Here is a 24,074-nt window from a genome sequence, read left to right on the forward strand (position 1 = left end):
AGCAATTATGCTGGATGACGGCCGCCGTTTTTGTGTCGCTGTTTTTTGAAACTTGTTAGTCATGTATTGCAGTTGTTTTCGGCAGCTATTTACTGATCAACCGCACGGTACTACGGCCATCCCCCATCTTTTTGATGAGAACTTGTTGGCCAATTGTTCGTTTCATTGATTCAATGTGACTGATAACGCCGACCATTCGGTTTTCACCAATTGTTTCGAGTGCCTGCATCGCTTTTTCCAAAGTTTCATCATCCAGGGAGCCAAAACCTTCGTCGACAAACAGTGCGTCGATTTGGACGCCATTAGCCGAAGATTGAACGACCTCGCTGAGCGAGAGTGCAATCGACAGAGCGGCGATGAAGGTTTCACCACCGGACAACGTGTTAGATGAACGCGAGTTGCCGGTTTCATTATCGTAAACATTGATATCGAGGCCGTGGTCACTGCGGTTGTCACTCGCTTCGGCAGCCAATTCAAATGTGTAACGGTTATTGGAAAGCAGATTGATAAAGTGATCATTGGCGTAGTTTAAGACGCGTTGCAAGTAGTTTTGGACAACGTAGGTCTCTAACTTGAGCTTGTGATCGTTGCCATCTTTGCCAGTCATGATATTATACAGGCTTGTAATTTCGGCGAACCGCTTTGCAAATGTGCCTTGCTGGTGCATGATTTGTTGGACTTTTTCGAGACAACTTTGCGCGTCGGTTAAGGTTTGTTCCGCCACGGTTTGTGATTGCAGTGCTTGATCCTTATGAGCTTGCAGGTCGGCCAGCTGAGCTTGGATGTCCGCAATATTCGGTCGTTCAACGTTCGTTAAGGCGGTTTGCAGTTGCTCGATTTCGGCTGTTAGGCGTTCCTTGTCTTGCCGATAGGTGGCAATTTGAACTTGCAAGGCGGTCAATCGACCATTAGCGAGTTCTTCTAACCAATTTTCAAGGACAGTCTGGTCATGAGTCGGTGCTTCTGGAGCAACTAAGGTCTGTGCGATTGTCTGCTCAAGCTGCGTGCGCGTGGCTTGGGTTGTCTTCAACCGGTCGTTTAAATCATCGAGCTTAGTTTGATGTTTTGATAAGGTAAGTTGACTGGTTTGAACGGTGGTTTGGGCGGCCTCTAGGCGTTGCTGGTAGGACGCGACAATCTGATTGAGATGTGCTTTTTCGGCCAGCAGGTTAGCGCTTGTGACTTGGAAATCCGTACCAATGGCTGCCTGAGCTACCGTCAAATCGGCTGTTTTATTGCGCAATAAGGCCCGTTGTTCGCCTAACTGTAATTCAGTTTGTTGGGCCTGTTTTTGTTGTGCTTCCAGTTCAGCAGTATATTTATCAATAGCTTGAACCACTCGTTGGGCTGCCTCAAGTTTCTTCGTAATTGTGGTGAGTTGCTCAGTGAAAAAAGCCCTGACTGCGGTCAAATCGTAGGGTGCCTTGAGTGCTAGTCCGTTGGTTTCGATCAACTGTTGGTAAGTTGAAGTTAGTTGCGTTTGGGCGGTGGTTACTTGCTGCGTGGCCTGGTCAACTTCTTTTTCAGCCTGTTTGACACGTTGCTGTGTGGCTTCCACTTGCTTGTTGGCTGCCGCCAACGCGTTTTGGGCGTCGTCAACGGCTTGCATGGATTGTCGTAAGTCAGCTTCATTTGCAACGATGGTTGTGACCGGCATCTGTGAATGATCGGTTGATCCGCAGACTACGCAGGGCTGGCCGTCAACGAGTTCTTGTTGTAATTGGGCAATCATTAAGCTTTGGCGTTGACCCCGTTGTTGTTCAAATTGAACTTGCGCATTGTGCTGATTCTGTTCATCGCGGGTAAGCTGCGCCCGTAAATCAGTCAGTTGCTTGGTGACGCGCTGCTGTTCTTGTTGCGCACTTCGCCATTGACTATCAAGTGGTGTCAGGGTGTCGACGAACTGTTCCCGTTGTTTAATCAGCAAATCTTTAGTAGCGTGTAAGTTATCAACAGATGGCAAGGTCGCTTGTTGGGCGGTGATTTTGGCTGTTAGCGTCTTTATTACGGTTTGGTGCTGTTCAAAAGTTGCCTTCAGATCAGCGACACTCGGCTTGAGCTTCGCGAGCTGTGCGGTGAGATTTTCAACGCGTTGCGCTTGTGGAATCAATGTGGCCAATTGTTCCAAGCGCTGTTGGTGCTGATGGTTAGCTTCACTTTGGTCATGTAATTGTTGAACTGCAGCTTGCGCTTGGCGATAGTCGTCCTGCGCTTGTTGCACGTTACCCATAGCTGCTTGCTGGTCAAGCGTCAATTGCTTTTGGTCCCGTGTTTGTTGAGTGAGGGCTTGCATGGTGGCTTGTAGGGGCTGAGCCCAAGTTAACGCGTGCAACTGTTGCTTGGCTATGGTAATTGCCGGTGTTTGTTCTTCAACTTTAGTTTGATAATCAGCTTGCGCCTGTGTGAGCCGGTCAAACTGTTGTTGGCGATCGCGTGCTTGCTGGTAGGCCGTTTCGGCCGCTTTAACAGCCTGATTGATTTTGCTAGTCGTTTGCTGTGCTTGGTCAAAAGCACTTTGACGCGTCGTAACAAATGCTTGTAGCAGTGGAATTTTTTGATCGTCCGGAACTGCTTGAAGTTGCGCCTGTTCCTCATCATTCCAAGTTGCTGAGGCTAGTGCGACCCGCAAATCGGTGACAAACTGATCACCAGTCTTGCTGGCGGCTTGATACTCCGCTTTAAGTTCCGCAGTAAAGTCTGAATAAAGTTGCGTTCCAAAAATCTTTTTAAGAATTTTTTCCTTGTCAGTCGTTTTTGATTTTAAGAATTCCGAGAAGTCATTTTGGGGGAGTAGAATGATTTTTTTAAATTGATCGGCAGTCAAATTTAAGATGGTCGTGATCTCGGGACCAACGTCAGCTGGCTTGGTTGCAATGCTCTCAATCTCCACGCCACCGACGTGATCAACGACAGCTAATTTGGCCGTACTATTCTTTTTCGTCAGTCCAGACCCTTTTTTCTTAGCTAAGTATTGTTCAGGGGAGCGCGCAATCTTATAGAGTTGATTGCCTTGCTCAAAGTAGAAGGTGACGCTTGTCGGTTGGTCGGCGGGGGCGAACTGACTGCGCATCTCTTTGGCTGCCCGACCATCCGTGCCATCATTCGTTGTACTGCCAAAGAGGGCAAAAGTCATGGCATCGAAAATAGTTGATTTACCGGCCCCAGTATCACCACTAATCAAAAAGATCGGGGTACTTTCTAGCTTGCTAAAATCAATAATTGAATGTTCGTGGGGGCCAAAATAGTTCATGGCTAAATAAACGGGTTTCACGGCTAATCCTCTTTTCTTAAGTTGACAAAAATCTGGTCAACGAGTTGTTGTTGCGTCGTTGAGAGTTGGTTACCAGTAATCGCGTGGAAAAATTGCCCAACAATTGCATCGGGACTCAGCTCGTTCATGTTTTTTGGGCCACTGATGGCGGTGGTTTGGTGATTCGATTCGTAGTCCAATTCGACAATGGTGCCGTAGATTTGTTCGAGTTGTGCCCGGACGTTCAGATGCTTGCTACGGTCGAATTCCTGGACGGTGATCGCGAACCAAGCCTGCTTTAACGGCTGTTGCTGATAAAAGTTGGGATCAAGTAACGTTTCCCATGGCGCACGCAACGTAACCAAGTCAGTCTGCGGCTGAATTGGTTGGAATTCATGGGTGATCGCAGTGGGGGTGATTGTCACGATTTCAACACCTTTGCCATGGAACTTGGGATTGGCTTCCTTGACGTTGAATTTGACGGGGCTGCCGGCATACCGAATTCGATCTTTGTCAGGTGAGGCTAACCGAGTGTGAATATGGCCCAGCATCACGTAGTCGAAGTCTGCGAATAGATCGGTGGTCAGCGTCGCCAAACCGCCCACTTTGGAAGTTGTTTCACTTGTCAGTTCCAAGTCGTCATCCGCTTTGGGTGTAACGGTAAAATGAGTAATCAATAAGTGCCGTTTTTCAGGATCAAAGGTAGCAACGAGGTCACTAACCACGCGTTGCATCGCATCGTGAATGGTGTGAATCGCCTTGACTTGTTTTTCGGGCAAACCTTGTTGCTGATAGTAGACCCGCGCGTCAATGGGATCAAAAAACGGTAACATAAAGATTTGGGCCGTTGGGGTCTCGATGGGCGTGAAGGCCTCAGCTAGTAACGTATTGATATGAAAATTATTATAGGCTAGCCATTCACGACCGTAGTTGAGACGCTTGGCGCCATCATGGTTGCCAGCAATGGCATAGATTGGTAGGTGATGCTCAATATTAATAGCCTGCAGCATGTGGTCGAGTGAAGTGACCGCGTCGGTACTTGGAACGGCCCGGTCGTAGATATCACCAGCAATCACGATACCATCAACTTTTTCAGCCAATGCAATCGTTAGAATTTGCTTGAACGCTGCTTCCTGTTCATCTAACAAAGAATAACCGTTAAGCGTCCGGCCGATGTGCCAATCCGCTGTATGTAGTAACTTCATGGGAGTTCCTCCTTGAGTTTGAATTGTTAATTTCCATTATCGCATATTTACATAAAATTTCAGGCCGCGAAGTGTCGTCTGCCCAAAGTTGATTAATTTTGACGAAATACGTTTGAGTTAGTTTGGAATGTTGGCGGACAAACCTGATAGTGGGCAAGTTCTACCCCTTACTATTCAATTCAGCTATAATTGCGCTTAACTAGTTGAGCAATTATTGATTGCAACATACGGGGGAGTGATTTGCTGGTCAGCCTTGCTCTCAGCGATTGTGAGTTTTAGTCATGCTTAACGTCGGACTCGGTATTGGAATAATTAGGGCGCTACAATCTTATTGGGCTAGCAGTTTAAAAGGGGGCTTACTCATGATTCCAGAAAAATGGCAACAGACGCTTGGAGTTAAATTACTCGTCGTGGTGAATTTAATCAATTTGGTCACCTTAGCAGTGATCAAATTGGCCAGTGGTGGGCCCGTGTGGCGAGTTCGTAATGCACCGTTGGCCGTGGTTGGTGGGTTGTTTTTAATTGGGATTAGTTTGATTTTGATCTGTAAGCAGAATTCCAACTGGCGCAAGGGGACATATCTCGGTGCTGATATTAACTTGACCGTTTTATTTTATTTGTTACTCATTGATTTCAACCGGATTTCCACGATTGGCTTTGCGCTGATCGCGATAATCATCTCGATTGTCGCATTACCGATGGCATATGTTTCCCGTAATCTTTTGGTTGGAATCAGGATTCCGTGGACTTATTTGTCAGAAGAAAACTGGCATCGGACTAACGTGCTAGCAGGCAGATTATTTGGCATTTCAGGACCGCTGTTAGTAGCGATGGGAAAGATGTCAACAAAGTCATTTCTCAATGTCTTTGTTACGATTATCGTGTTGGTCGTGATTTTGACCGTGGGTTATTCCTACCGGCTAAGTAAGAAGTTGATCTAATCGGCCTGGCAGCGTTAATTGGCATCCGTGGTAATGTTCGCGAAATCAGTTAAGGGGACGGCTGCATGCCGTACAACGTAAAAAGCACCGCCACGAGAAGTTTCATGGCGGTGCTTTAGTGTTGATTGAGCTTCAGTGGTTATTGACGGTGCCGTTGTTGTTTACCGGCATTTCGGCCGCGACCCGCATTATTTTGCGGACGAGGGCGACTAGGATTGGATTCGGTTGCACTAACCGGCTTTGGTTGCGTCGGTGTTGGTGTTTTGATTGGGTGCTTTTTGAGTTCTGCTTCAACTTCGCGCCGAATACGTGGCCGGAAGAAGTTGATAATCAGTGTTTGCAAGCAGGCAAATAAACCACCAACGAAGAAGTAAAGTCCTAAACCTGCGGGAGCGGACATGGAAACAAATAAAATCATGACCGGACTCATAATAAGCATGAGACGCATCGTCTTCTTCTGTTCTTCAGGTAACCCAATCATGGATAGGTAACCTTGTGCCAAGTAGGATAAAAAGGCCAAAATGGCTAGAATCAGACTGGATTTCCCAAGGGAGATTCCCATAAAGGTCGCCTTAGATAATTCAGGCGAATAGCGAATGGCGTAATACAAGGCGGAGAAAATTGGCAGTTGAATCAGTAATGGTAAACAGCCAATACCACCAGTCATACTGATACCGTTGTCACGGTAAAGTTGCATGAGTTCGTTACTGATTGCGGCCTTTTCTTCCTGAGTCGTGGCTGCCTTTTGCCGTGCCTGGATTTTTTCCATCTGTGGCCGAACGGCGGACATTTTTTCTTGTTGGTAAGTTGATTTACGTTGTTGGTTGATCATCATTGGCAATAAAACTAACCGCACGATGACCGTCAAGCCAATAATTGCCCAACCGTAGTTGTTGCCGAATAGTTGTGACAACCATTCCATAACATTTTGACCTGGTCTTGCTAAGTATTCGTAAACAAACCCGTATGGTTTACCAGCTTTGGTCGTTTGCACACAACCGCTTAGAAACAGTGCTAACGTTCCTAAGGTGAGGGTGAGCGTAAGGCCTTTTTTTGATTTCACTAGTTAATAATCCCCTTTGTTAAAGTCATATAATGATGATGATACTAAAGATGTCGGGGGAATTCAATTGGTTATCCGAAAATCGTGATAGTTTTGTGGTTCAACTTCATGCACTTCGAGGTGCTTGACCTTGCCAAAATCGGTTGGCGACTGCCGAACAACGTCGATAAAGACTTGCACTCGTTGATCTTCACCCTCGGCTTCAATAAAGACTGAACCGTCCATCAGGTTACGAACGATTCCGTTCACGCCGCATTTGTCAGCGGCAACTTTAGTGGCCCAACGGAAGCCCACCCCCTGGACCCGGCCGGTTGCTTTTAATGTTACTGCACGCATTGTGTCACTTCCTTACTTAACTTGTTCAGCTAGTCTAACCTGTGACTAGCACCCTGATTGTACTGATTGCTGATTGTATTGTGTCAGCATAATTAGTACAATCTGTATTACTTATATAATAGCATGGAAATGTTCAACGGGCGATATGCTATACTTGGGATAAAACGGACACTTTCGAATGATACAGGGTGCCCTGAATTGACAAGACCGGCTGATGTTTCAACCGATTAATTAAAGGAAGTTGACAATGGAAAAAATTAATTCATTACAAAACGTGCACGTTAAGGCGTGGAAAAAATTACAGACGAAAAAAGGCCGTAAACAACAGGGCCAATACTTACTGGACGGCTGGCACTTAGTCAATGAGGCCGTTAAAGCACACGTGGCGATTCAAACTTTGCTCATCACCGAAAAACAGCTGGCGACTAAACCGGATTTGACCCATTTTCCAGCCGTCATCGAAATCTCTGATGAAGTCGCCAAACACATCAGTGCAACGGTGACGCCGCAGGGGGTATTTGCGTTAGCGACTCTGCCCGCTGCAATTGAAGATTTATCACAACTAGATTTAACGCGGCCTTGGTTACTGCTCGATAATGTTCAGGATCCCGGAAATATTGGGACGATGGTACGGACTGCGGATGCTGCTGGTTTTGCCGGCGTGGCCTTTGGTACTGGGACGGTGGATATTCACCAACCAAAAGTTGAACGGGCCATGCAGGGGAGTCAGTTCCATTTACAACTGATCAGCACTGATCTCAATCAACTTGTTGATCAATTGCAAGCTCAGGGGGCACCAGTCTACGGTTCAGAATTGAACCCACAGGCGGCCCAGTATTTAGATGTTGATGCGCCAGCTAGTTTTGGCTTGATTATGGGGAACGAAGGTAATGGGATGAGCCAGGAATTGTTAACACGGACTGATCAGAACTTATATATTCCCATCAAGGGACAGGCAGAATCGTTAAACGTAGCCGTGGCTGCCGGTATTTTGATGTTCGGTTTATATCGCTAACTTACAATTAGTAAGAAAATGCTAAAATCCAGGTAAAATACTTTCAAAACAGCTAGCTTTTTAGTAGAATAGCCGTAGATATTAGCAAAGGGAGCTTTAGATGAAAACTAATAATGTGTGGCAACAAGATTCTGAATACGTGGCGATCGTCGAAGACTTATTAGCACAGCCAGCTGTTCAACGGCTTGCTGAATTTACGCAACACCATCATTCGAATCGATTAGATCATTCGATTGCGGTTTCATATGATAGTTATGTTTTAGCGAAGAAATGGCATCTTAATACGACGGCAGTGGCGCGTGGTGGATTATTGCATGATTTGTTTTATTATGACTGGCGTGAAACCAAGTTTGATCTCGGCTCACACGCATTTATCCATCCACGGGTCGCGTTGCGCAATGCTGAAAAGCTGACGAAATTAACGCCAATGGAAAAAGATATCATTTTGAAGCATATGTTTGGTGCAACCTTAGCTGTACCGAAATATCGGGAAAGTTTGCTCGTCTCTTTAGTTGATGATTATGAAGCAGAACATGAATTTTTTGGACCATTACGTATAAAAGTGGCCAAACAACTAGATCGGTTCCGAGGCAAGGTCTCCGCCGGTTAATTCGATAATTGGGGGTCATTGCATGTCAGAAATGCTAGCTGACACGGTTACAGAATCCAACGTGGATTTTGAACTGTGTCCAAAATTCGAAAAAACATTTTCCATTCTAGGTAAGAAGTGGAATGGGTTAATTATTGACGTTTTATTGGAGGACGGGCCGCAACGTTTTAAGAATCTGGCTCGCCGGATTCCTAAGTGTAGTGACCGGGTGCTCGTGGTCCGACTTAAAGAATTGGAAGAAAATGGGATCGTCAGCCGGGTCACACATTGTGATTCAGCTTTGATTGAATACCGGTTAACGACTAAGGGCCAAGATTTACGACAAGTGATGGATACGGTCCATAATTGGTCCGATAAGTGGTTTAGCCCGGCCGAATCCTAATACGGGGTTGACGTGCAAGGGACTTTGCCATAAACTGACAATGTAGATAAAAGCCTTGACGAGAAATAGTAGTTGACTGCGGGGTCGTAGGGACGGGTGTCACCGATTGAAAGCACCCTGACAACCAAAGTTGACGAATTCACTCTCCGAGCTGAAATTGGGCGTTTGTGAAAACAAATAATTTTCCGGTATCCCGACCGTTATGACGGGTAGTGAGTGTGCATAGTGATTACTGTGCAAACAAGGGTGGTACCGCGATGACCTCGTCCCTTTTTGGGGATGGGGTCTTTTTTTGTCCACAACGCAACTAAAAATGGGAGGCAGCACATGAGTTTACAAGATCGATTAACTGAATTACGTGATCAAGGCTTGGCCGATATTAAGTCAGCTGACGTCTTAAAAAAAGTCAATCAAGTAAAAGTTGATTTACTTGGTAAAAAAGGGCCAATTACCGAGGTTTTACGTGGGATGCGTGACTTGAGTCCTGAAGAGCGCCCTAAGGTAGGGGCCTATGCCAACGAAGTTCGTGATCGAATTCAGGCCGCGATTGACGAGCGACGTGAAGAATTAGAACGAGAAGCGGTTAATCAGCAATTAGCTGCTGAAAAGTTGGACGTGACATTGCCTGGCCGAGAAGTTCCGCAAGGACAACCGCACGTGATTACGCAGATTATTACCCAGTTAGAAGATTTATTTATGGGGATGGGCTATCAAATCGTTGATGGTGATGAGGTTGAAGAAGACTATTACAACTTTGAACGTCTGAACTTACCGAAGGATCATCCTGCCCGTGATATGCAAGATACGTTCTACATTACCAAAGACGTATTATTACGTACACAAACGTCTGCGGACCAACCGCGGTCATTGGAAAATCATGACTTCTCGAAGGGGCCGTTGAAGGTCTTGTCACCTGGCCGCGTTTATCGGCGCGATACCGATGATGCGACCCATTCACATCAATTCCATCAAATTGAAGGATTGGTCGTGGATAAGCATATTACAATGGCTGATTTGAAGGGCACCTTGATCCTCGTTGCCAAGACCTTGTTTGGCAATCAATTCGATGTCCGGCTACGGCCAAGCTTCTTCCCATTCACGGAACCATCCGTTGAAGCTGATGTCACTTGCTTTAATTGCAATGGCAAGGGCTGTGCAATCTGCAAGCAGACTGGTTGGATCGAAGTGTTGGGTGCCGGCATGGTTCACCCGCACGTATTAGAAATGTCTGGCATTGATCCAGAAGAATACGGTGGTTTTGCCTTTGGGTTAGGACCAGACCGTTTTGCGATGTTGAAATATGGTGTTGACGATATCCGCAATTTCTACTTAAATGACGTGCGGTTCTTGTCACAGTTCTATAAGAAAGGCTAGGCGTCCACATGAGAATTTCTACGACATGGTTACGCGATTATTTGAAGCTGGACATTCCGGCCGATGAATTAGCAGAAAAGATTGAACGGACGGCCGTTGAAGTTGACGGTGTTATTCGTCCCAGTGAAGGATTAAAAAAAGTAGTGGTGGGACACGTCTTAACGTGTGAACCCCATCCAGATTCTGATCATCTCCACGTGTGCCAAGTGGACGTTGGTGAGGCTGAGCCTTTACAGATTGTTTGTGGAGCGCCTAACGTTGCGGCTGGTGAAAAAGTGATCGTGGCGTTACCCAATTCATGGATTGGCGGTCATACGAAGATCAAGAAGAGTAAGATGCGTGGCGTACCGTCAAACGGGATGTTGTGTGCGTTAGATGAACTTGGCTTTGACGAAAAATTAGTGCCAAAGGAAGTTGCGGATGGTATTTTCATTCTTCCTGACGATGCCACACCTGGCGACCCGGTCTTTTCATACTTAGGGATGGATGATGAAATTATTGACATGTCCGTTACCCCCAACCGTGGTGACATGCTCAGTATGAACGGGACGGCACATGAGCTGGCTGCCATTTACGATCAGCAACCAATGATGTCAAAAGTTGATTTGCATGAAGATGCAGCGACTATGGCAGCGGATGAATTAAGTGTTGAAGTTACTGCTGATGAGCATGATGTGCCGATGTATAAGATGCGACTCATTAAGAATGTGACCATTAAGCCAAGTCCATTATGGCTCCAAATTCGAATTTGGAATGCTGGCATGCGGCCAATTAATAACGTCGTCGATGCCACTAATTACATTTTAATGCAATATGGGCAACCACTGCACGCGTTTGATTTTGATCAATTGAATGATGGCCAAATTAACGTTCGGTTAGCTAAAGCTGGCGAACACTTAACGACGCTAGATGGTGAGGATCGTGAATTGTTAGCGAGTGACTTGTTGATTTGTAGTGGCGATCAACCAATTTGTTTGGCTGGGACCATGGGCGGTTTAGCAACCGAAGTCACTGATCAGACGACGACCATTGCGTTGGAAGGTGCGGTTTTTGATGCTGTTAAGATTCGTAAAACGGCCCATAATCATGACTTACACAGCGAAGCCTCAATGCGCTACGAACGGGGCATTGACCACGGCATGACCGCAACGGCCTTAGACGCTGCTGCAGCCATGATTGCAGAACTTGGTGATGGTCAGGTGGCTAGTGGGATGGTCAGCGGTCGTGATGAGGATGTGCAACCAACTACCGTAACGATTGACTTAGCGCGGATCAACCATGTCTTAGGAACTGAGTTATCATTGGACACGGTCAGTGATATTTTCAAACGATTGGACTTTCCAACGGTCGTTGCTGATGAAACGTTCACGGTCACGGTGCCATCACGGCGTTGGGATATCCATATTCCAGCCGATCTAATTGAAGAAATTGCCCGCTTGTATGGTTACGATAACTTACCGGCGACCCTACCAACGGGCCAACCAACGATCGGTAAGCTTAATGAGACCCAACAGGTGATTCGTGATTCACGAAAATTGATGGAAAGTGCTGGTCTGACCCAAGCAATCAGTTACTCATTGACCACGGAGACTAAGGCGAAGGCCTTTGCGCTCCATGCCAGTGACGTCACTAAATTAGACTTTCCAATGAGTTCAGAACGGACGACGTTACGGTTGAGCTTGGTTTCTGGTTTGTTAGATGACTTAGCATACAATAATGCCCGTAAAGAACATAATGTTGCCTTATACGAAGAAGGACGGGTCTTTTACAGTCAACCTGAACAAGTCCGGCCCAAAGAAATTGAACACATTGCTGGGGCCATCACTGGTTCAATGGTGCAAAAGAGCTGGGGGGTTGCTGAACAACCGGTCGATTTCTTCCAAATCAAGGGAATTGTCGCGGGCTACTTGAAGAGTTTAGCCCTACAAGATGCGGTTAGCTACGTTGCAACGGCTGACCATCCAGAAATGCATCCTGGTCGGACCGCTGATATTTATGTTGGCGACCAATTGGTTGGTTTTGTTGGTGAAGTTCATCCAACGACGGCCAAAGCTTATAAGATTCGAGAGACCTACGTCTTTGAATTAGATTTGACCGCATTGATTGCATTGCCAAAAGCCCGGCAGCAGTATCAACCAATCTCAAAATTCCCAAGTATTACTCGGGACGTGGCGATGTTGATTGATGATGACGTGACGAATGCAACCGTAGTCGCCTTGATTAACAAGAAGGGTGGCGCCCATTTGCGGCAAGTGCAACTCTTTGATGTTTATAATGGTAGTCACGTACCAGCTGGCAAAAAATCGCTAGCTTATACGTTAACGTATCAAGACCAAAATGCAACGTTAGTCGATGATGATGTCACAACTGCTTTTGAAAAAGTACTGACAGCCTTGACGGACGAATTAGGTGCCGAGATCCGTTAGTTTGTTGATAGTCTGGATGAACGCCGAATGATTTTAGGTCATTCGGCGTTTATCGTGTGCCTAAGATACTAAAAAACCATAAAACTAATGGTGAACTAGTGCAAACTAGGCAACAGTTTTGTATAATTGATAAGATTAATCAATAAATGGAGGGGCGAGTCTTGAATAACAACCAGGATAACCAAGATCAAAAGAATCAAAACGATTCACAAGATCAAGGGGTAAACGAACCTAATCGTTCGGAACAAAAACAGCGGAAGTCATTTTCGAAGCACGTCATTGGTGGCGTTGTTGGTATTTTAATCGCACTTTTAGTCGTGATTGGGGTATTGGGTTACCGGTATTTTGATAATGCAACTCAGCCGTACGACAGTAGTGATAAGCGGGTCGTCCAAGTTGACATTCCGTATGGTGCCAATGGCAAGAAAATCGCGGATATTTTGCAACGTGAAAAAGTGATTAAGAGTGGCTTTGTGTTTGAATATTGGACCAAGGCGCACAACTTATCGAATTTCCACGCAGGCTATTATCAGTTAAAGCCATCAATGTCGTTGGCTCAAATCGCGAAGGCTTTGAATAAGGGTGGTTCATCTGAACCCGTTCAGAGTTCAAGTGGTAAGGTTTTGATTGTTGAGGGTAGTCAGATCAAGACGATTGCCAAGACGGTACAAAAACAAACTGATTTCACGTCAGCGGAATTTTTAGCCTTGATGAAAGATCAAACGTTCATTAAATCATTGGCCAAGAAGTACCCGCAACTATTGAATTCGGCAATGAGTGCTAAGCAAGTTCGGTACCGCTTAGAAGGTTATCTATTCCCGGCAACCTATGTCGTTGGGAAAAAGACAACGTTGAAGCAGTTAGTGACACAGATGGTTTCTAAGACCAATGATGAACTAAAGCCATACTATGCCCAAATTAAAAAGTCGAAGATGTCCGTCCAAGAAGTGATGACATTGGCCTCCCTAGTTGAACGTGAAGGCAGTACGACTAAGGATCGACGTTTGATTGCCGGCGTCTTTTTAAACCGCTTAGATGCTAAGTGGCGCTTAGATTCTGATATTTCAGTGTTCTATGCGATCAACTCGAACAAGTCAACGTTAACGAATAAAGATTTGCAGACTGATTCACCATATAACCTACGATTGAACTTGGGCTATGGCCCTGGACCGTTCAACAGTCCTAGCTTAACGTCGATTAAGGCCGTTTTAGATCCTGCCCAACGTAGTAAGGATTACATGTACTTCGTGGCAGATTTGAAGACTGGTGACGTCTACTATGCAAAAGATGCTGCGGGACACGCAGCCAACATTAAAAAGGTTTCGAAGCATAATGAAGCCGCTGAAAAATAAGAATGAGGCGTAACTTAAATGACTGAAAACAAACATCGCCGACCAGTAGTCATTGGGGTAACTGGTGGTTCCGGTAGTGGTAAAACTACGGTTAGCAATGCCATTTACAATCAATTATCTGGCCAATCGTTGTTGATCTTGCAACAAGATTCCTACTATAACGATCAAAGCGAAATGACAATGGCTGAACGACATGCGGTTAATTATGATCATCCGTTGGCATTTGATACGGAGTTAATGATTAAACAAATCAAACAACTGCTAGATTATCAACCGATTGAAAAACCAGTCTATGATTATGAGCAGTATACTCGTAGTCAAGAGACGATTCATCAAGATCCACGTGATGTGATTATCGTTGAGGGTGTTTTGATCCTTGATGACCAGCGGTTGCGCGATTTGATGGATATTAAGGTGTTCGTTGATACCGATGATGATATTCGCATTATTCGGCGCATTCAGCGTGATATTAAAGAACGTGGTCGGACGTTAGATTCTGTGATTGGGCAGTATCTAGCAACGGTCAAACCAATGTATCATCAGTTCGTAGAACCAACTAAGCGTTATGCGGATCTAATTGTGCCAGAAGGCGGCGAAAATGAAGTTGCCATCGATTTATTGACAACTAAAGTTCGCTCAATTTTATAAAAATAACGACTTAACCAGCGCTATTTTGGATTTTAGAGTTTACTTTTAAAATCTGAAATGGTAGGCTGGTTTTTGATAACTATATTGAGTATTTGAGGAGTGAAACACATTGGCTGAAGATAAGACATATCCAATGACAGAAGAAGGGAAGGTCAAGCTTGAAAAGGAGCTTGAAGACCTTCGGATTAATCAACGTCCAGAAATTATTAACCGTATTAAAATTGCGCGTAGTTACGGAGATTTATCAGAAAATTCTGAATATGAATCAGCAAAAAATGAACAAAGTTTGTTAGAAAACCGGATTAAGACGGTTGAACACATGCTTCAATATGCTGAAATCATTGATAGTGATAAGATTGACGAAACGGAAGTCTCCGTTGGTAAGATGGTCACGTTCCAAGAGCTACCAGATGAAGAACCTGAAAGCTATACAATCGTTGGGGCGGCCGAGGCTGATCCGATGGTTGGTAAGATTTCCAATGACTCACCAATTGCTAAGGGTTTGATTGGTCATCATGTTGATGAAGAGGTCTCCATCAATATTCCAGCTGGTACGATGACGGTTAAAATTTTGAAGGTTGAAAACGTGTAATTAAAAAGGACGCAAAACAAGCAACCTGTGAGTGCACATTTCGAAAATGTTGAGAGAAAAAGTGTGCTCAGACTTTTTAATTGGCGGTCCAATTGAGCCGTCTAATCGTTGTTATTGGGTGATGAAAGTTGCCTAACAAAGTTTGCTTGCTATTACCAAGCATCTTGAGGGCCAGCTAATGTTGGCCTTGCGCTTAGTCTATTATAGTAGTCGTGTGTATTGATGACACAGCGTGCGACAACTACTAGCCCAATTTATAGATCTAGTGATTAGAACAAAAACGTCCAGGTTAACCGCACTTAGCTGGTTGACCTGGACGTTTTTGAGGCTTGTCTAAATATAGATGATTCGTAGTTCACCAAGTGAGACGCTACCGCTTAGCGTGATACGCGGACCAACCGTAGTCGGGCTGCCTTCAAACGAAATGTGACCCATTGAATTACTGAGACTATCTTGTACTTGCCAAGTTTTTGGTAAGTACAACTCCAAGCTACCCAATGAGACGTCGACGTTAATGATGGCTTGATTTTCTTGGATATCAACGTCATCAAAATAAATTTTGGCACCGGCCATCGATACGTTCAGATTAGCAGAGCTAAAATGGTCGCTGTGAACATAGCGGATACTATTGCCCAGGGATAAGTCTAAATTAACGTGGTCATCGCTAATTGTGCCCGTTGATGTATTATCATCACCGTGGTTATGATGATGATAATGGTCATGATGGTGATAACGATAACGTGGTCGAATTAATAGCCCTAGTCCAATGCTTAATAATAAGGCAGCGCCCAGAATGGTCCATGGCACCAGTTTGGTAATACCAAGTGGCTGTGCGTAGATAATGGCTAAGAATGCAAGGGCAAAGACAACGCCCGGCATGTTTAAATAACGAAGACTACTAATTAGTGCGGCAATTAAAATTAAGGTTAGAAACAGGCTCCAGGCACTGACACGGAAGGTGAATAGGCCCAGTTGACTGACGACAAGGATCACGGCGCTTGCAATTAAGAAGACTGGCCAGAACCAATTTTTACGCATTTATAACAGTCCTTTCTGTTCAAGACATTGCTTGAGATCGTGGTAATAACGCCTCGAAGCATATAATTGTTTAGGTGAGTTGTGAAACGCAATCAGGTTACCAGTCAGCGTCTTAGTTAATGAATAAACCTGTTGGGTATTGACGATCGCTGATTTAGCGACCCGCATAAAGTGGGTCGGTAATTCAACACCCACAGCGCTCAGTGACCGGGGCACCCGGTAAACCTTGTCAATCGTGTGGGCAGCGACTTGATGACCCGTAGCTTCAATAAATAGAATCTGAGCGAGAGGCAACTGGATCAGTTGTCCTTGTTGTGAAACGGTTAACGTAGCGCTCGTTACTGAAAAGTTTTCGAGGGCGGCAATAAGAGTGGCCGCCTCGGGATAGTCCGTTGGAATGTGAAGGGTGATCGTCGGCAATGTAATGTCAGGGTCGGGTTCAATGTTCACCTTCATGGGTTTCACCTCCTTGAATAATCTAAGTACACCATAAATTAAGGTATCTGTAAATCACGATTTCCTTAGTGGTCATATTAACAGCGCAAGTGGTCAATTGCTTGCTCACTGACTGGCAATGTTGCGTTTTGAGCGTAAAAAGGTCACAATAGCTGTAAACGATTTCAACAATGAGGTGGCAATAATGAAAATAACGATTACAGATGCGGCTAGTCAATGGTTTCATGACGATATGGGGGTTACAACGGGTAACGGCGTGCGGTTTTACGGTAAAACCTATGGTAAGACAGCGGTCCACAGTGGCTTTTCAATTGGAATTATGCGCGATGATGAGCCGCATCAACCGATTGCCATGGTTGAAAAAGATGGTGTTAATTACTATGTCAATGACCGTGACGAGTGGTTCTTCAAAGGGTATGATCTAACGGTCGATTATGATGAGCAAAACGATGGTCCTAAGTACGACTATATTCCTAATAACGAGTAAGTCGTAGCGTTGATCGGATTACTGTCAGATATAATTATTACTGAAAAAATCAGTGCCACTAGAAGTTACAATTCTAGTGGCACTGATTTTTTAATGACTAATTGGTTAATTACAAAGCTTGTCGACGTCGGCGCCGAACAAGCACCCAGCCAACCGTTCCTAACGCACTGACCCCAGTAATGAGGCTACCAGTGACTAAAAATGGTGGCCGATACGTTAAGGTGACGGTGTGCTTACCTTTACTTAAAGGAACGGCAACAAAGGTATTGATCACTTTCTTGGTTGCCACCGTTTTACCATCGACAGTGGCGTGCCAGCCCTTAGAGTATGGAATGGTCGTCATCAGGACTTGGTGTTGATGCTTAATATTGATCGTCCCGGTAATTTTACGACTCGAATGGGCCGTAATGTTCCAAGGCGACTGTTGAAGTTTATTAGCAGATTTCTTAAATTGGCTATTATTCAACTTGTAGAGGGTGAAGTTTTGCAACCAAAGAGAGGTCTTCTTCATCTGAATCCCAAAGGTGACGGTTTTACCCTTACTATTAGAAGCAACGTTAACGGCGATCGTGTGCCGGTAAGTTGGGTACTGCTTAAGCTCTTTACCATTAATATAGTAACTAGCATTCGAAGTTGTTAAGTTCTGTCCTAACGTGATGTAATAGGAATCGTTCGTCGTAGGCGTGAACTTAAAGTAAACTGATCCCGTTTTAGCGAGATTTTGTTTGTTGAGTACGGCACCAGTCAGTGTCGTGACTTTTTTAACGTTTTGGAAGACCACTTCGTTAAAGTTTTCGGCGCTGATCAGCCCGCTGGTAGAACGATTAGCTAAAGTTTGGTAAATCAATTCTTGCCGGGCAATCGGATCACCAGTTGTTTTTGAAACTTTTAGGCTGGTAATCTTATCAGATGCCGCAAACCCTAATCCTAAGGCGTACGGATTTTTATAAGTCGTCACTTTGCTGGTACTGAGCTTAGCCGACTGTTTGTAGTTCGTCAAATCCTTTTTCGTACTGGTTACCGGAATATAACTCCGATAATTAGTGTTATCGGTTTGGTCAGTTGGTACGGTCTTATCCATAAAGTACTGCATGTCGAGTAACGAATCAGTAATCATGGTCCCATTAGTGTAAGCAACGACGCCATCGCCATCTGGTTGACCAATTGAACCGAAGAAGTTCGGGATAATACTTTCAAAGGTTGAACTAAAGTGATCAGCACCATTATAAGCTGCTTGCATCGGATCATCTTTAGTTCGGGTGAAGGTCTTGCCAATCCGGTAAAAACCATTGTTGCTAGCTTTGATTTTATTAACCGCATTGTCAAGGACTTGCGTGTATTTCCCAAACTCGCTCTGTGACACGTATGAAATGTTATTCAAGGAAGCTACCACGTTGATTGACATATCAGTCGCAACTAAGATTAACGCGACAATTTGATAAATTAGCCGTCGTTCCTTCGGTAGTGTTAGGAAAATCAAAGTAATGGCTGCTAAGGCAATCGTGATTAAAAGATTAGCTTTGGTAACGTAGCTGACTTTCTTAATGTTCAAGTAAATCGTTGTAAACAAAGCAACTAATAGCGCGAGCATTGTCAGGGCTTGCCAGAGTTTGATCGTCATTTTATCGGTTAGTGCCTGGGCCCCAATCCAGACGATCCAGAAGCAGAAGACAAAGGAGAAACGGTAGGGGTACCAAACAGGAAATTGGCCCGCATGCCACAATAAATCAAGTGGTTCGTAACAAAATGATAAAATCAGTGTCGCGGTGACGAGCAACACACTTAATTTAACGGTCCATTTGAAGTGGCGGCTTAAGAAAAATAAGATAAATGCCAACACGGCCAGCCACGCCACATAAAAGTTCGGTTGACCGGATGGCATCTGATCAAAATTGAAGGTCCCCGTGACAAACTTAGCCAACATCTTCCAAGGCCTGTATTCGAACTTCCAATGGATTTTGGTGACATTGTACTGGGCCTTACTTTGTACGAGTGCCCAAAAAGTTGGTAGTAGCAACCATGCAGAAAAAGCGACACCTAGCAGGCCACCCCAAGCAAACTTAAGCGCGTGCAATACTAAAGTTTTCACGTCTTGCCAATGCTTAGTTGCGCCATACAACCAGTACAAGCAACTAAATAAAATGACCATGTAGCCCATGTAATAGTTGTCAATCAACATGACAGCTAGCCAGCCGGCGAAGTAACGAACTTTACCAGTTGTAAATAAGCGTTCTAGTCCCAGAATGACTAAGGGTAAAATGGCAACGGTATCTAGCCAAATCATATTCAGCTGGTTAGCGACCATCCAGCCCATCAATGCGTAGGCGGTACTAAAAGTTGGGACTAGCCAGCCTTTTTGCGTCCGCGTTTTGGTCAGTAGCCAGGCAAAGGATAACCCCGCAAAACCGTACTTTAAAACGGTGACGATAAAAATACCAGTGGTGATTGATTGACCAGGGAACAGTAAGTAGATTAAATTAAAGGGACTCATCAAGTAATAAGCCCAGACCCCCACCATCTCGCCACCAATAGTTTTGGAGAAGGAATAGAAAAATGCACTTGGGTCATGTAGCAGGGTATGCCGGAAATAGGAAAATAAGTCAACATATTGTTGGCCTAGATCGACTGTTAACAGACTACTTGATCCAAAGGGAGCCATGTGCCGATAAATAAAATAACCGGTCATAATCAGTAAGGGTAACCAAAAACTGATCCACAATGGCCATGTGCGCTTATCAAAAAAACGACGGAGTTTCAAAAATTGCCACCTCAATCTCTAATAATTCACAGCCAAACAGAAAAATAATCAAAAAAACATTAAAATCCGTAATAACGGCTGAAATTTTTATGTCTATCGTTTAGAATAACATAAGTATGGTATTTATCTAGGATTGCTAGTATCATCTGGTGAATTTTTGCGAAATGTTTACCAAATTAAGAATGGGAGCGCCTGAGAATTGAAATTGTTTAAGAAAATTACGATAAATCGTGATCCCAACAAGTCGCATATTCCATTTCGGCTGAATTTCTTGTTTTTTATTGTTTTCTTGTTATTTGCTGCGTTGATTGCGCAGTTAGCTTACTTACAAGTTGACTACGGACAGAAATTCCGAAGCACAGTGAATTCGGCCAATAATACGACGGCTACGGGCAACGTTCAACGGGGATCGATTTATGATTCAACCGGTCGGGTCTTAGTGGGAAATAAATCTCACCAAGCGATTCAATACACGAAGGGGCTGTCAGTTGCGTCAACTAAGATGTATGAAGTAGCGAATAAGTTAGGCGAGTACTTAACCATTCCAACCGATACATTGACGGATCGTAACTTGGCTGATTATTACTTAGCGGGGGCGGCGAATTTAAAGTCGGTTGCTAAGAAGGTCAAAACGTCTAGCGATGATGATGTTTTGTACGCACGGGAAGTCGCTTATGCTGAAAAACACATCATTAATAATTTAACGGCTACGCAAAAAAATGCGGCGGCGATTTATTATAAGATGAGTTCAGCTTATTCCTTATCAACAGTCAACATTAAATCAACTGGTGTGACCAGTACGGAGCTTGCTGAAATCGGTGAGCACCAATCTGAAATGCCAGGGGTCAAGGTTGGGACAAGTTGGACCCGAAGTTACCCTAATGGGACCGACTTGAGTAGTGTGCTTGGAACGGTCACGACTGAAAAGCAAGGATTGCCTAGTGATAGCATTAAGACGTTACTAGCAGAAGGTTATTCTCGTGATGATTCAGTTGGCCAAAGTCAATTGGAAAAACAGTACGAGAATGTCTTGCGTGGAACTAAGTCGCAGACGGAAGTTAAGACGCAGGATGGGGTCATCCAAAAGGAAATCAAGAAGTATGGTGGCCAAAAGGGTGACAACGTCCAACTAACGATCAACTCGAAGTTCCAGAAAAAGGTTCAAAGCATCATTATGTCCGAGGCCAAAACGGTAGGTAGTGGTAATGCCTATTCACCAGGAGCCTATGCTGTTGTAATGAACCCCAGTACGGGTGCCATTTATGCATTAGCTGGTGCTAGCCGTAATCTGTCGACTGGTAAAGTGACTGAAAACGCCCTTGGGACGATCAACCAATCATTCGTTATGGGGTCAGTTGTTAAGGGCGCCACGGTTATGGGGGCGTTACAAGATGGGGTTATTACGCCAACGAATAGTACTTTGACTGATACGCCAATTAAATTAGCTGGGACGGCTTCCAAGTCGTCATGGTTTAATAAGAATGGTGGGACGAGTTTGAGCTTGAATGCCTCGACTGCCATGGAAGTTTCTTCTAACTCTTATATGATGCAATTAGCCATGAAGGAAGGTAACTTCAGTTATGCATCTGGCAAAGCACTGACGATGTCTAATTCGGTCTTCTCCAAACTGCGTGGTTACTTCAATGAATTTGGGTTAGGTGTTAAGACTGGGATCGACTTGCCAGGTGAAGCCTCAGGGTACCAAGGTTCTTCGGCACAGAAGGATATTGGTAAAGCATTAGACTTGTCCTACGGGAACTATGATGCTTATACGACTATTCAGTTAGCGCAATACATTGCAACGATGGCGAATGGTGGTCGGCGGATTGCCCCACACATCGTTTCGGCTATTACTGGGACCAAAGCTAATGGGTCTCAAGGGGTCGTTAAGACTAATGTTAAACCGCGGGTCTTAAATACCATTGATGTTCCATCTTCGTACTTTGACGTTGTGCACCAAGGATATTGGGATGTGGTTCATGGGACTAGCACTTATAAGACTGGGAGCGCACTGGAGAACCTGTCACCAGCCGTTGCCGCCAAGTCTGGGACTGCTGAAACGTTCCACGGCACCACTTCTACCGAAACACTGAGTTTAGTGACGTATGCACCTTATAAGAACCCTAAGGTAGTGATTGCCATTGCCTTTCCTGGGATTACTGCAACCAGTGGTGCTTATAACACGACAACTGCCACACAAATTTATAAGGCCTTTTGGAAGTATTATAATAAGTAAAAATCAGCTTTTTTCGTGCCAGTATCTTAATTGATACTGGTATTTTTTAATCATTAATGGTATAGTAGTTCAAGTTAAGGGTTCCGGCCCTGTAATATGCGAATGAGTTTGGAGGGTCAACAACATGCGGGTACACATTACACTTGAATGTACAGAATGCCATGAACGCAACTACTTATCTTCAAAGAACCGCCGGAACAATCCGGACCGGGTTGAATTTAAGAAGTATTGTCCACGGGAACACAAAGTGACATTACATCGTGAAACAAAATAACAACGGGGACTCCTGTTGTTTTTTCTGTAACATTGTCATCAGACAATGGGTTTCTCATTTGTTGGCAACTGCCAAATTGATTTTTCAATTTGACATGTTAATGAATGAGATTTTTTTATACCAATTTTATTTTGGGGGTGCCGTACGTGGATAAAAAAACGTTTCGTAAGCAACAGCTTGGGCGATTAAGCCAAATGACGCCGGCTGACCGGCAACGGCAAAACCAGGCGTTACAGACCCAATTATTTGCAAGCCCAACATGGCAAAATGCCCAGGTTATTGCCATGACAATTAGTAGTGACATCGAAGTAGCGACGCGCCCACTTATTGAACAAGCGTGGGCGGATGGCAAAATGGTGGTCATTCCAAAAACGCTGCCGCATCGTCAAATGGCCTTTTATCCTTACCAAGTGACTGATCGACTTGAGCGAACGACTTTTGGAATCCCAGAGCCCGTCACGGGTGAACCAATCGCCAAGCAACAGATCGATCTAATCTTAGTTCCTGGTCTTGGATACAGCCGTGACCAGCACGCCCGGATTGGCTTTGGCGGTGGTTATTATGATCGCTATCTAGCCGATTATACTGGCAAGAAGTTGACGCTCGCCTATGACCAGATGGCTTTTGAACATGCCGAGTGGCCAGTTGATCAATACGACGTCTTATTGGACGAGCTTTTAGTGGCGGGGGATGAACAACATGACAAGAATTAGACGTTGGTGGCAAACCGAACCAGCAATTACCCAGGTCTTATTAACGATTACGGTCGCTGTCTTTTTGATTGAATGGTTGATGGGTGACGGTGCTATGTTGGTTTTTAATTCGTTAGGTGCTAAAAATAATCAGGCAATCGTGGCTGGTCAGTGGTGGCGTTTTGTGACACCAATGTTCTTACATATGGGACTCACACATATTGCACTGAACGGCGTTGTGATCTACTTTATGGGAATGCAAATTGAAGCGATGTACGGCCATTGGCGAATGTTGGCACTTTACCTGCTGGGTGGCATCAGTGGTAATATTATGAGCTTTGCACTATCTAGCAATCAGTCAGTTGGTGCCAGTACGGCTTGCTTTGCCCTATTTGGCGCTTTTTTGACGATTGGCGAATCGTTTTGGGAAAACCCAGTCATTCGGCAATTAACGAACCAGTTCTTACTATTGACGGTTTTGAATCTTGTGTTCGATATGTTCTCTAATGGGATTGATATTTGGGGGCATGTTGGTGGTCTTGTAGGTGGCTTTTTACTGGGCTACGTACTTGGCGTACCACGGATTGGCAAGATTGCACCATTGAAGCGAATCGTGGCGGCAGTCGTTCTAATTATTGGCTGGTTAGCGTTATTAAAAATGGGTTTTACAAATGTTAATTTAACTGTATAATTAATCGAGGATATGCACATGAAAACACTTTACGACGTCCAACAATTACTTAAAAAATTTGGCGTGTACGTGTACGTGGGTAAACGGATTTGGGATATTGAACTAATGGCAATTGAGATTGATCATCTCTATCAAGCTGGTGTGATTGACCCGAAGATGTATGCGCGCGTTAAACTCGTATTGAGTCATGAGCACCGGATAGAAGCAGAACACGCCCGTGAAGACGCGGCGCATGACTAATTGGAGGG

22 protein-coding genes and 1 other annotated feature are annotated in these 24,074 nt (G+C 44.7%); of the genes, 15 read left to right on the plus strand and 7 right to left on the minus strand.

Annotated elements, in window-relative coordinates:
* Nucleotides 1–85: 85 nt before the first annotated feature.
* Complete coding sequence (locus LP667_RS06410) at nt 86–3,271, minus strand: AAA family ATPase (protein ID WP_021731705.1); 3,186 nt, start codon at nt 3,269–3,271, stop codon at nt 86–88.
* Between the two features lie 2 nt (nt 3,272–3,273).
* Nucleotides 3,274–4,455 (minus strand): exonuclease SbcCD subunit D, encoded by a 1,182-nt coding sequence (locus LP667_RS06415; protein ID WP_021731704.1) that lies wholly within the window; start codon nt 4,453–4,455, stop codon nt 3,274–3,276.
* A 362-nt stretch (nt 4,456–4,817) separates the two neighbouring features.
* Between LP667_RS06415 and LP667_RS06420 the strand changes: the two genes are divergently transcribed.
* Nucleotides 4,818–5,396, plus strand: a complete 579-nt coding sequence (locus tag LP667_RS06420) for an SdpI family protein (protein WP_021731703.1) — start codon at nt 4,818–4,820, stop codon at nt 5,394–5,396.
* Nucleotides 5,397–5,535: 139 nt separating this feature from the next.
* Here the strand turns inward: LP667_RS06420 and yidC are convergent, their stop codons facing one another.
* Nucleotides 5,536–6,459: a membrane protein insertase YidC gene (gene yidC, locus LP667_RS06425; protein WP_021731702.1), complete on the minus strand. Its 924-nt coding sequence runs from the start codon at nt 6,457–6,459 to the stop codon at nt 5,536–5,538.
* Nucleotides 6,460–6,522: 63 nt separating this feature from the next.
* Nucleotides 6,523–6,795, minus strand: a complete 273-nt coding sequence (locus LP667_RS06430) for an acylphosphatase (protein WP_003638559.1) — start codon at nt 6,793–6,795, stop codon at nt 6,523–6,525.
* 247 nt (nt 6,796–7,042) lie between these two features.
* On the opposite strand from LP667_RS06430, the gene LP667_RS06435 reads away from it, so the two are divergent.
* The 8 genes from LP667_RS06435 to greA all read left to right on the plus strand — a co-directional run bounded on the left by LP667_RS06435 (nt 7,043) and on the right by greA (nt 15,194).
* Complete coding sequence (locus LP667_RS06435; protein WP_021731701.1) at nt 7,043–7,810, plus strand: TrmH family RNA methyltransferase; 768 nt, start codon at nt 7,043–7,045, stop codon at nt 7,808–7,810.
* Nucleotides 7,811–7,910: 100 nt separating this feature from the next.
* On the plus strand, nt 7,911–8,420 hold the full coding sequence (locus LP667_RS06440) for an HD domain-containing protein (RefSeq protein WP_021731700.1): 510 nt from the start codon (nt 7,911–7,913) through the stop codon (nt 8,418–8,420).
* A gap of 22 nt (nt 8,421–8,442) precedes the next feature.
* Nucleotides 8,443–8,802, plus strand: a complete 360-nt coding sequence (locus LP667_RS06445) for a winged helix-turn-helix transcriptional regulator (protein ID WP_003638562.1) — start codon at nt 8,443–8,445, stop codon at nt 8,800–8,802.
* 46 nt (nt 8,803–8,848) lie between these two features.
* Nucleotides 8,849–9,076 (plus strand) — a binding site (T-box leader).
* A gap of 53 nt (nt 9,077–9,129) precedes the next feature.
* Nucleotides 9,130–10,176, plus strand: coding sequence for a phenylalanine--tRNA ligase subunit alpha (locus tag LP667_RS06450; protein WP_021731699.1), 1,047 nt, complete (start codon nt 9,130–9,132; stop codon nt 10,174–10,176).
* 8 nt (nt 10,177–10,184) lie between these two features.
* Nucleotides 10,185–12,602, plus strand: a complete 2,418-nt coding sequence (gene pheT, locus LP667_RS06455; RefSeq protein ID WP_021731698.1) for a phenylalanine--tRNA ligase subunit beta — start codon at nt 10,185–10,187, stop codon at nt 12,600–12,602.
* A 146-nt stretch (nt 12,603–12,748) separates the two neighbouring features.
* Nucleotides 12,749–13,954, plus strand: a complete 1,206-nt coding sequence (mltG, locus tag LP667_RS06460) for an endolytic transglycosylase MltG (protein WP_082618905.1) — start codon at nt 12,749–12,751, stop codon at nt 13,952–13,954.
* An 18-nt stretch (nt 13,955–13,972) separates the two neighbouring features.
* Nucleotides 13,973–14,602: a uridine kinase gene (udk, locus tag LP667_RS06465; RefSeq protein ID WP_021731696.1), complete on the plus strand. Its 630-nt coding sequence runs from the start codon at nt 13,973–13,975 to the stop codon at nt 14,600–14,602.
* A gap of 109 nt (nt 14,603–14,711) precedes the next feature.
* On the plus strand, nt 14,712–15,194 hold the full coding sequence (gene greA, locus LP667_RS06470) for a transcription elongation factor GreA (protein ID WP_021731695.1): 483 nt from the start codon (nt 14,712–14,714) through the stop codon (nt 15,192–15,194).
* Between the two features lie 333 nt (nt 15,195–15,527).
* Here the strand turns inward: greA and LP667_RS06475 are convergent, their stop codons facing one another.
* The gene (locus tag LP667_RS06475) at nt 15,528–16,232 is read right to left on the minus strand and encodes a LiaF transmembrane domain-containing protein (protein ID WP_056988306.1); all 705 of its coding nucleotides are present in this window, start codon (nt 16,230–16,232) and stop codon (nt 15,528–15,530) included.
* Complete coding sequence (locus LP667_RS06480; RefSeq protein WP_021731693.1) at nt 16,233–16,688, minus strand: LytTR family DNA-binding domain-containing protein; 456 nt, start codon at nt 16,686–16,688, stop codon at nt 16,233–16,235.
* A gap of 184 nt (nt 16,689–16,872) precedes the next feature.
* Between LP667_RS06480 and LP667_RS06485 the strand changes: the two genes are divergently transcribed.
* Entirely contained in the window at nt 16,873–17,175 is a 303-nt protein-coding gene (locus LP667_RS06485; protein WP_021731692.1) for a HesB/YadR/YfhF family protein, read from the plus strand.
* A 109-nt stretch (nt 17,176–17,284) separates the two neighbouring features.
* Here the strand turns inward: LP667_RS06485 and LP667_RS06490 are convergent, their stop codons facing one another.
* Entirely contained in the window at nt 17,285–19,933 is a 2,649-nt protein-coding gene (locus LP667_RS06490) for a YfhO family protein (protein ID WP_056988305.1), read from the minus strand.
* Between the two features lie 199 nt (nt 19,934–20,132).
* Between LP667_RS06490 and LP667_RS06495 the strand changes: the two genes are divergently transcribed.
* From LP667_RS06495 to LP667_RS06515, 5 genes are all read left to right on the plus strand, one after another.
* Nucleotides 20,133–22,169 carry a peptidoglycan D,D-transpeptidase FtsI family protein gene (locus tag LP667_RS06495; protein ID WP_021731690.1) on the plus strand — a complete coding sequence of 679 codons (2,037 nt, stop codon included), beginning with the start codon at nt 20,133–20,135 and terminating at the stop codon, nt 22,167–22,169.
* Between the two features lie 124 nt (nt 22,170–22,293).
* Complete coding sequence (rpmG, locus tag LP667_RS06500) at nt 22,294–22,443, plus strand: 50S ribosomal protein L33 (RefSeq protein WP_003638573.1); 150 nt, start codon at nt 22,294–22,296, stop codon at nt 22,441–22,443.
* 146 nt (nt 22,444–22,589) lie between these two features.
* Entirely contained in the window at nt 22,590–23,156 is a 567-nt protein-coding gene (locus LP667_RS06505) for a 5-formyltetrahydrofolate cyclo-ligase (protein WP_021731689.1), read from the plus strand.
* Nucleotides 23,143–23,826: a rhomboid family intramembrane serine protease gene (locus tag LP667_RS06510; protein ID WP_021731688.1), complete on the plus strand. Its 684-nt coding sequence runs from the start codon at nt 23,143–23,145 to the stop codon at nt 23,824–23,826. The genes LP667_RS06505 and LP667_RS06510 overlap by 14 nt, the downstream gene beginning before the upstream one ends.
* Nucleotides 23,827–23,844: 18 nt before the next feature.
* On the plus strand, nt 23,845–24,066 hold the full coding sequence (locus LP667_RS06515) for a YqgQ family protein (protein ID WP_021731687.1): 222 nt from the start codon (nt 23,845–23,847) through the stop codon (nt 24,064–24,066).
* The last annotated feature ends 8 nt before the right edge of the window (nt 24,067–24,074 follow it).

The organism is Lactiplantibacillus paraplantarum (assembly GCF_003641145.1).
Taxonomy (GTDB): domain Bacteria; phylum Bacillota; class Bacilli; order Lactobacillales; family Lactobacillaceae; genus Lactiplantibacillus; species Lactiplantibacillus paraplantarum.

Bases quoted from the DNA above. Each gene is read 5' to 3' on its own strand.
- LP667_RS06415 (WP_021731704.1), bottom strand. From the start codon at position 4,455: ATGAAGTTACTACATACAGCGGATTGGCACATCGGCCGGACGCTTAAC.
- LP667_RS06420 (WP_021731703.1), top strand. From the start codon at position 4,818: ATGATTCCAGAAAAATGGCAACAGACGCTTGGAGTTAAATTACTCGTC.
- LP667_RS06430 (WP_003638559.1), bottom strand. From the start codon at position 6,795: ATGCGTGCAGTAACATTAAAAGCAACCGGCCGGGTCCAGGGGGTGGGC.
- LP667_RS06435 (WP_021731701.1), top strand. From the start codon at position 7,043: ATGGAAAAAATTAATTCATTACAAAACGTGCACGTTAAGGCGTGGAAA.
- LP667_RS06440 (WP_021731700.1), top strand. From the start codon at position 7,911: ATGAAAACTAATAATGTGTGGCAACAAGATTCTGAATACGTGGCGATC.
- LP667_RS06445 (WP_003638562.1), top strand. From the start codon at position 8,443: ATGTCAGAAATGCTAGCTGACACGGTTACAGAATCCAACGTGGATTTT.
- LP667_RS06450 (WP_021731699.1), top strand. From the start codon at position 9,130: ATGAGTTTACAAGATCGATTAACTGAATTACGTGATCAAGGCTTGGCC.
- pheT (WP_021731698.1), top strand. From the start codon at position 10,185: ATGAGAATTTCTACGACATGGTTACGCGATTATTTGAAGCTGGACATT.
- mltG (WP_082618905.1), top strand. From the start codon at position 12,749: ATGGAGGGGCGAGTCTTGAATAACAACCAGGATAACCAAGATCAAAAG.
- udk (WP_021731696.1), top strand. From the start codon at position 13,973: ATGACTGAAAACAAACATCGCCGACCAGTAGTCATTGGGGTAACTGGT.
- LP667_RS06475 (WP_056988306.1), bottom strand. From the start codon at position 16,232: ATGCGTAAAAATTGGTTCTGGCCAGTCTTCTTAATTGCAAGCGCCGTG.
- LP667_RS06480 (WP_021731693.1), bottom strand. From the start codon at position 16,688: ATGAAGGTGAACATTGAACCCGACCCTGACATTACATTGCCGACGATC.
- LP667_RS06485 (WP_021731692.1), top strand. From the start codon at position 16,873: ATGAAAATAACGATTACAGATGCGGCTAGTCAATGGTTTCATGACGAT.
- rpmG (WP_003638573.1), top strand. From the start codon at position 22,294: ATGCGGGTACACATTACACTTGAATGTACAGAATGCCATGAACGCAAC.
- LP667_RS06510 (WP_021731688.1), top strand. From the start codon at position 23,143: ATGACAAGAATTAGACGTTGGTGGCAAACCGAACCAGCAATTACCCAG.
- LP667_RS06515 (WP_021731687.1), top strand. From the start codon at position 23,845: ATGAAAACACTTTACGACGTCCAACAATTACTTAAAAAATTTGGCGTG.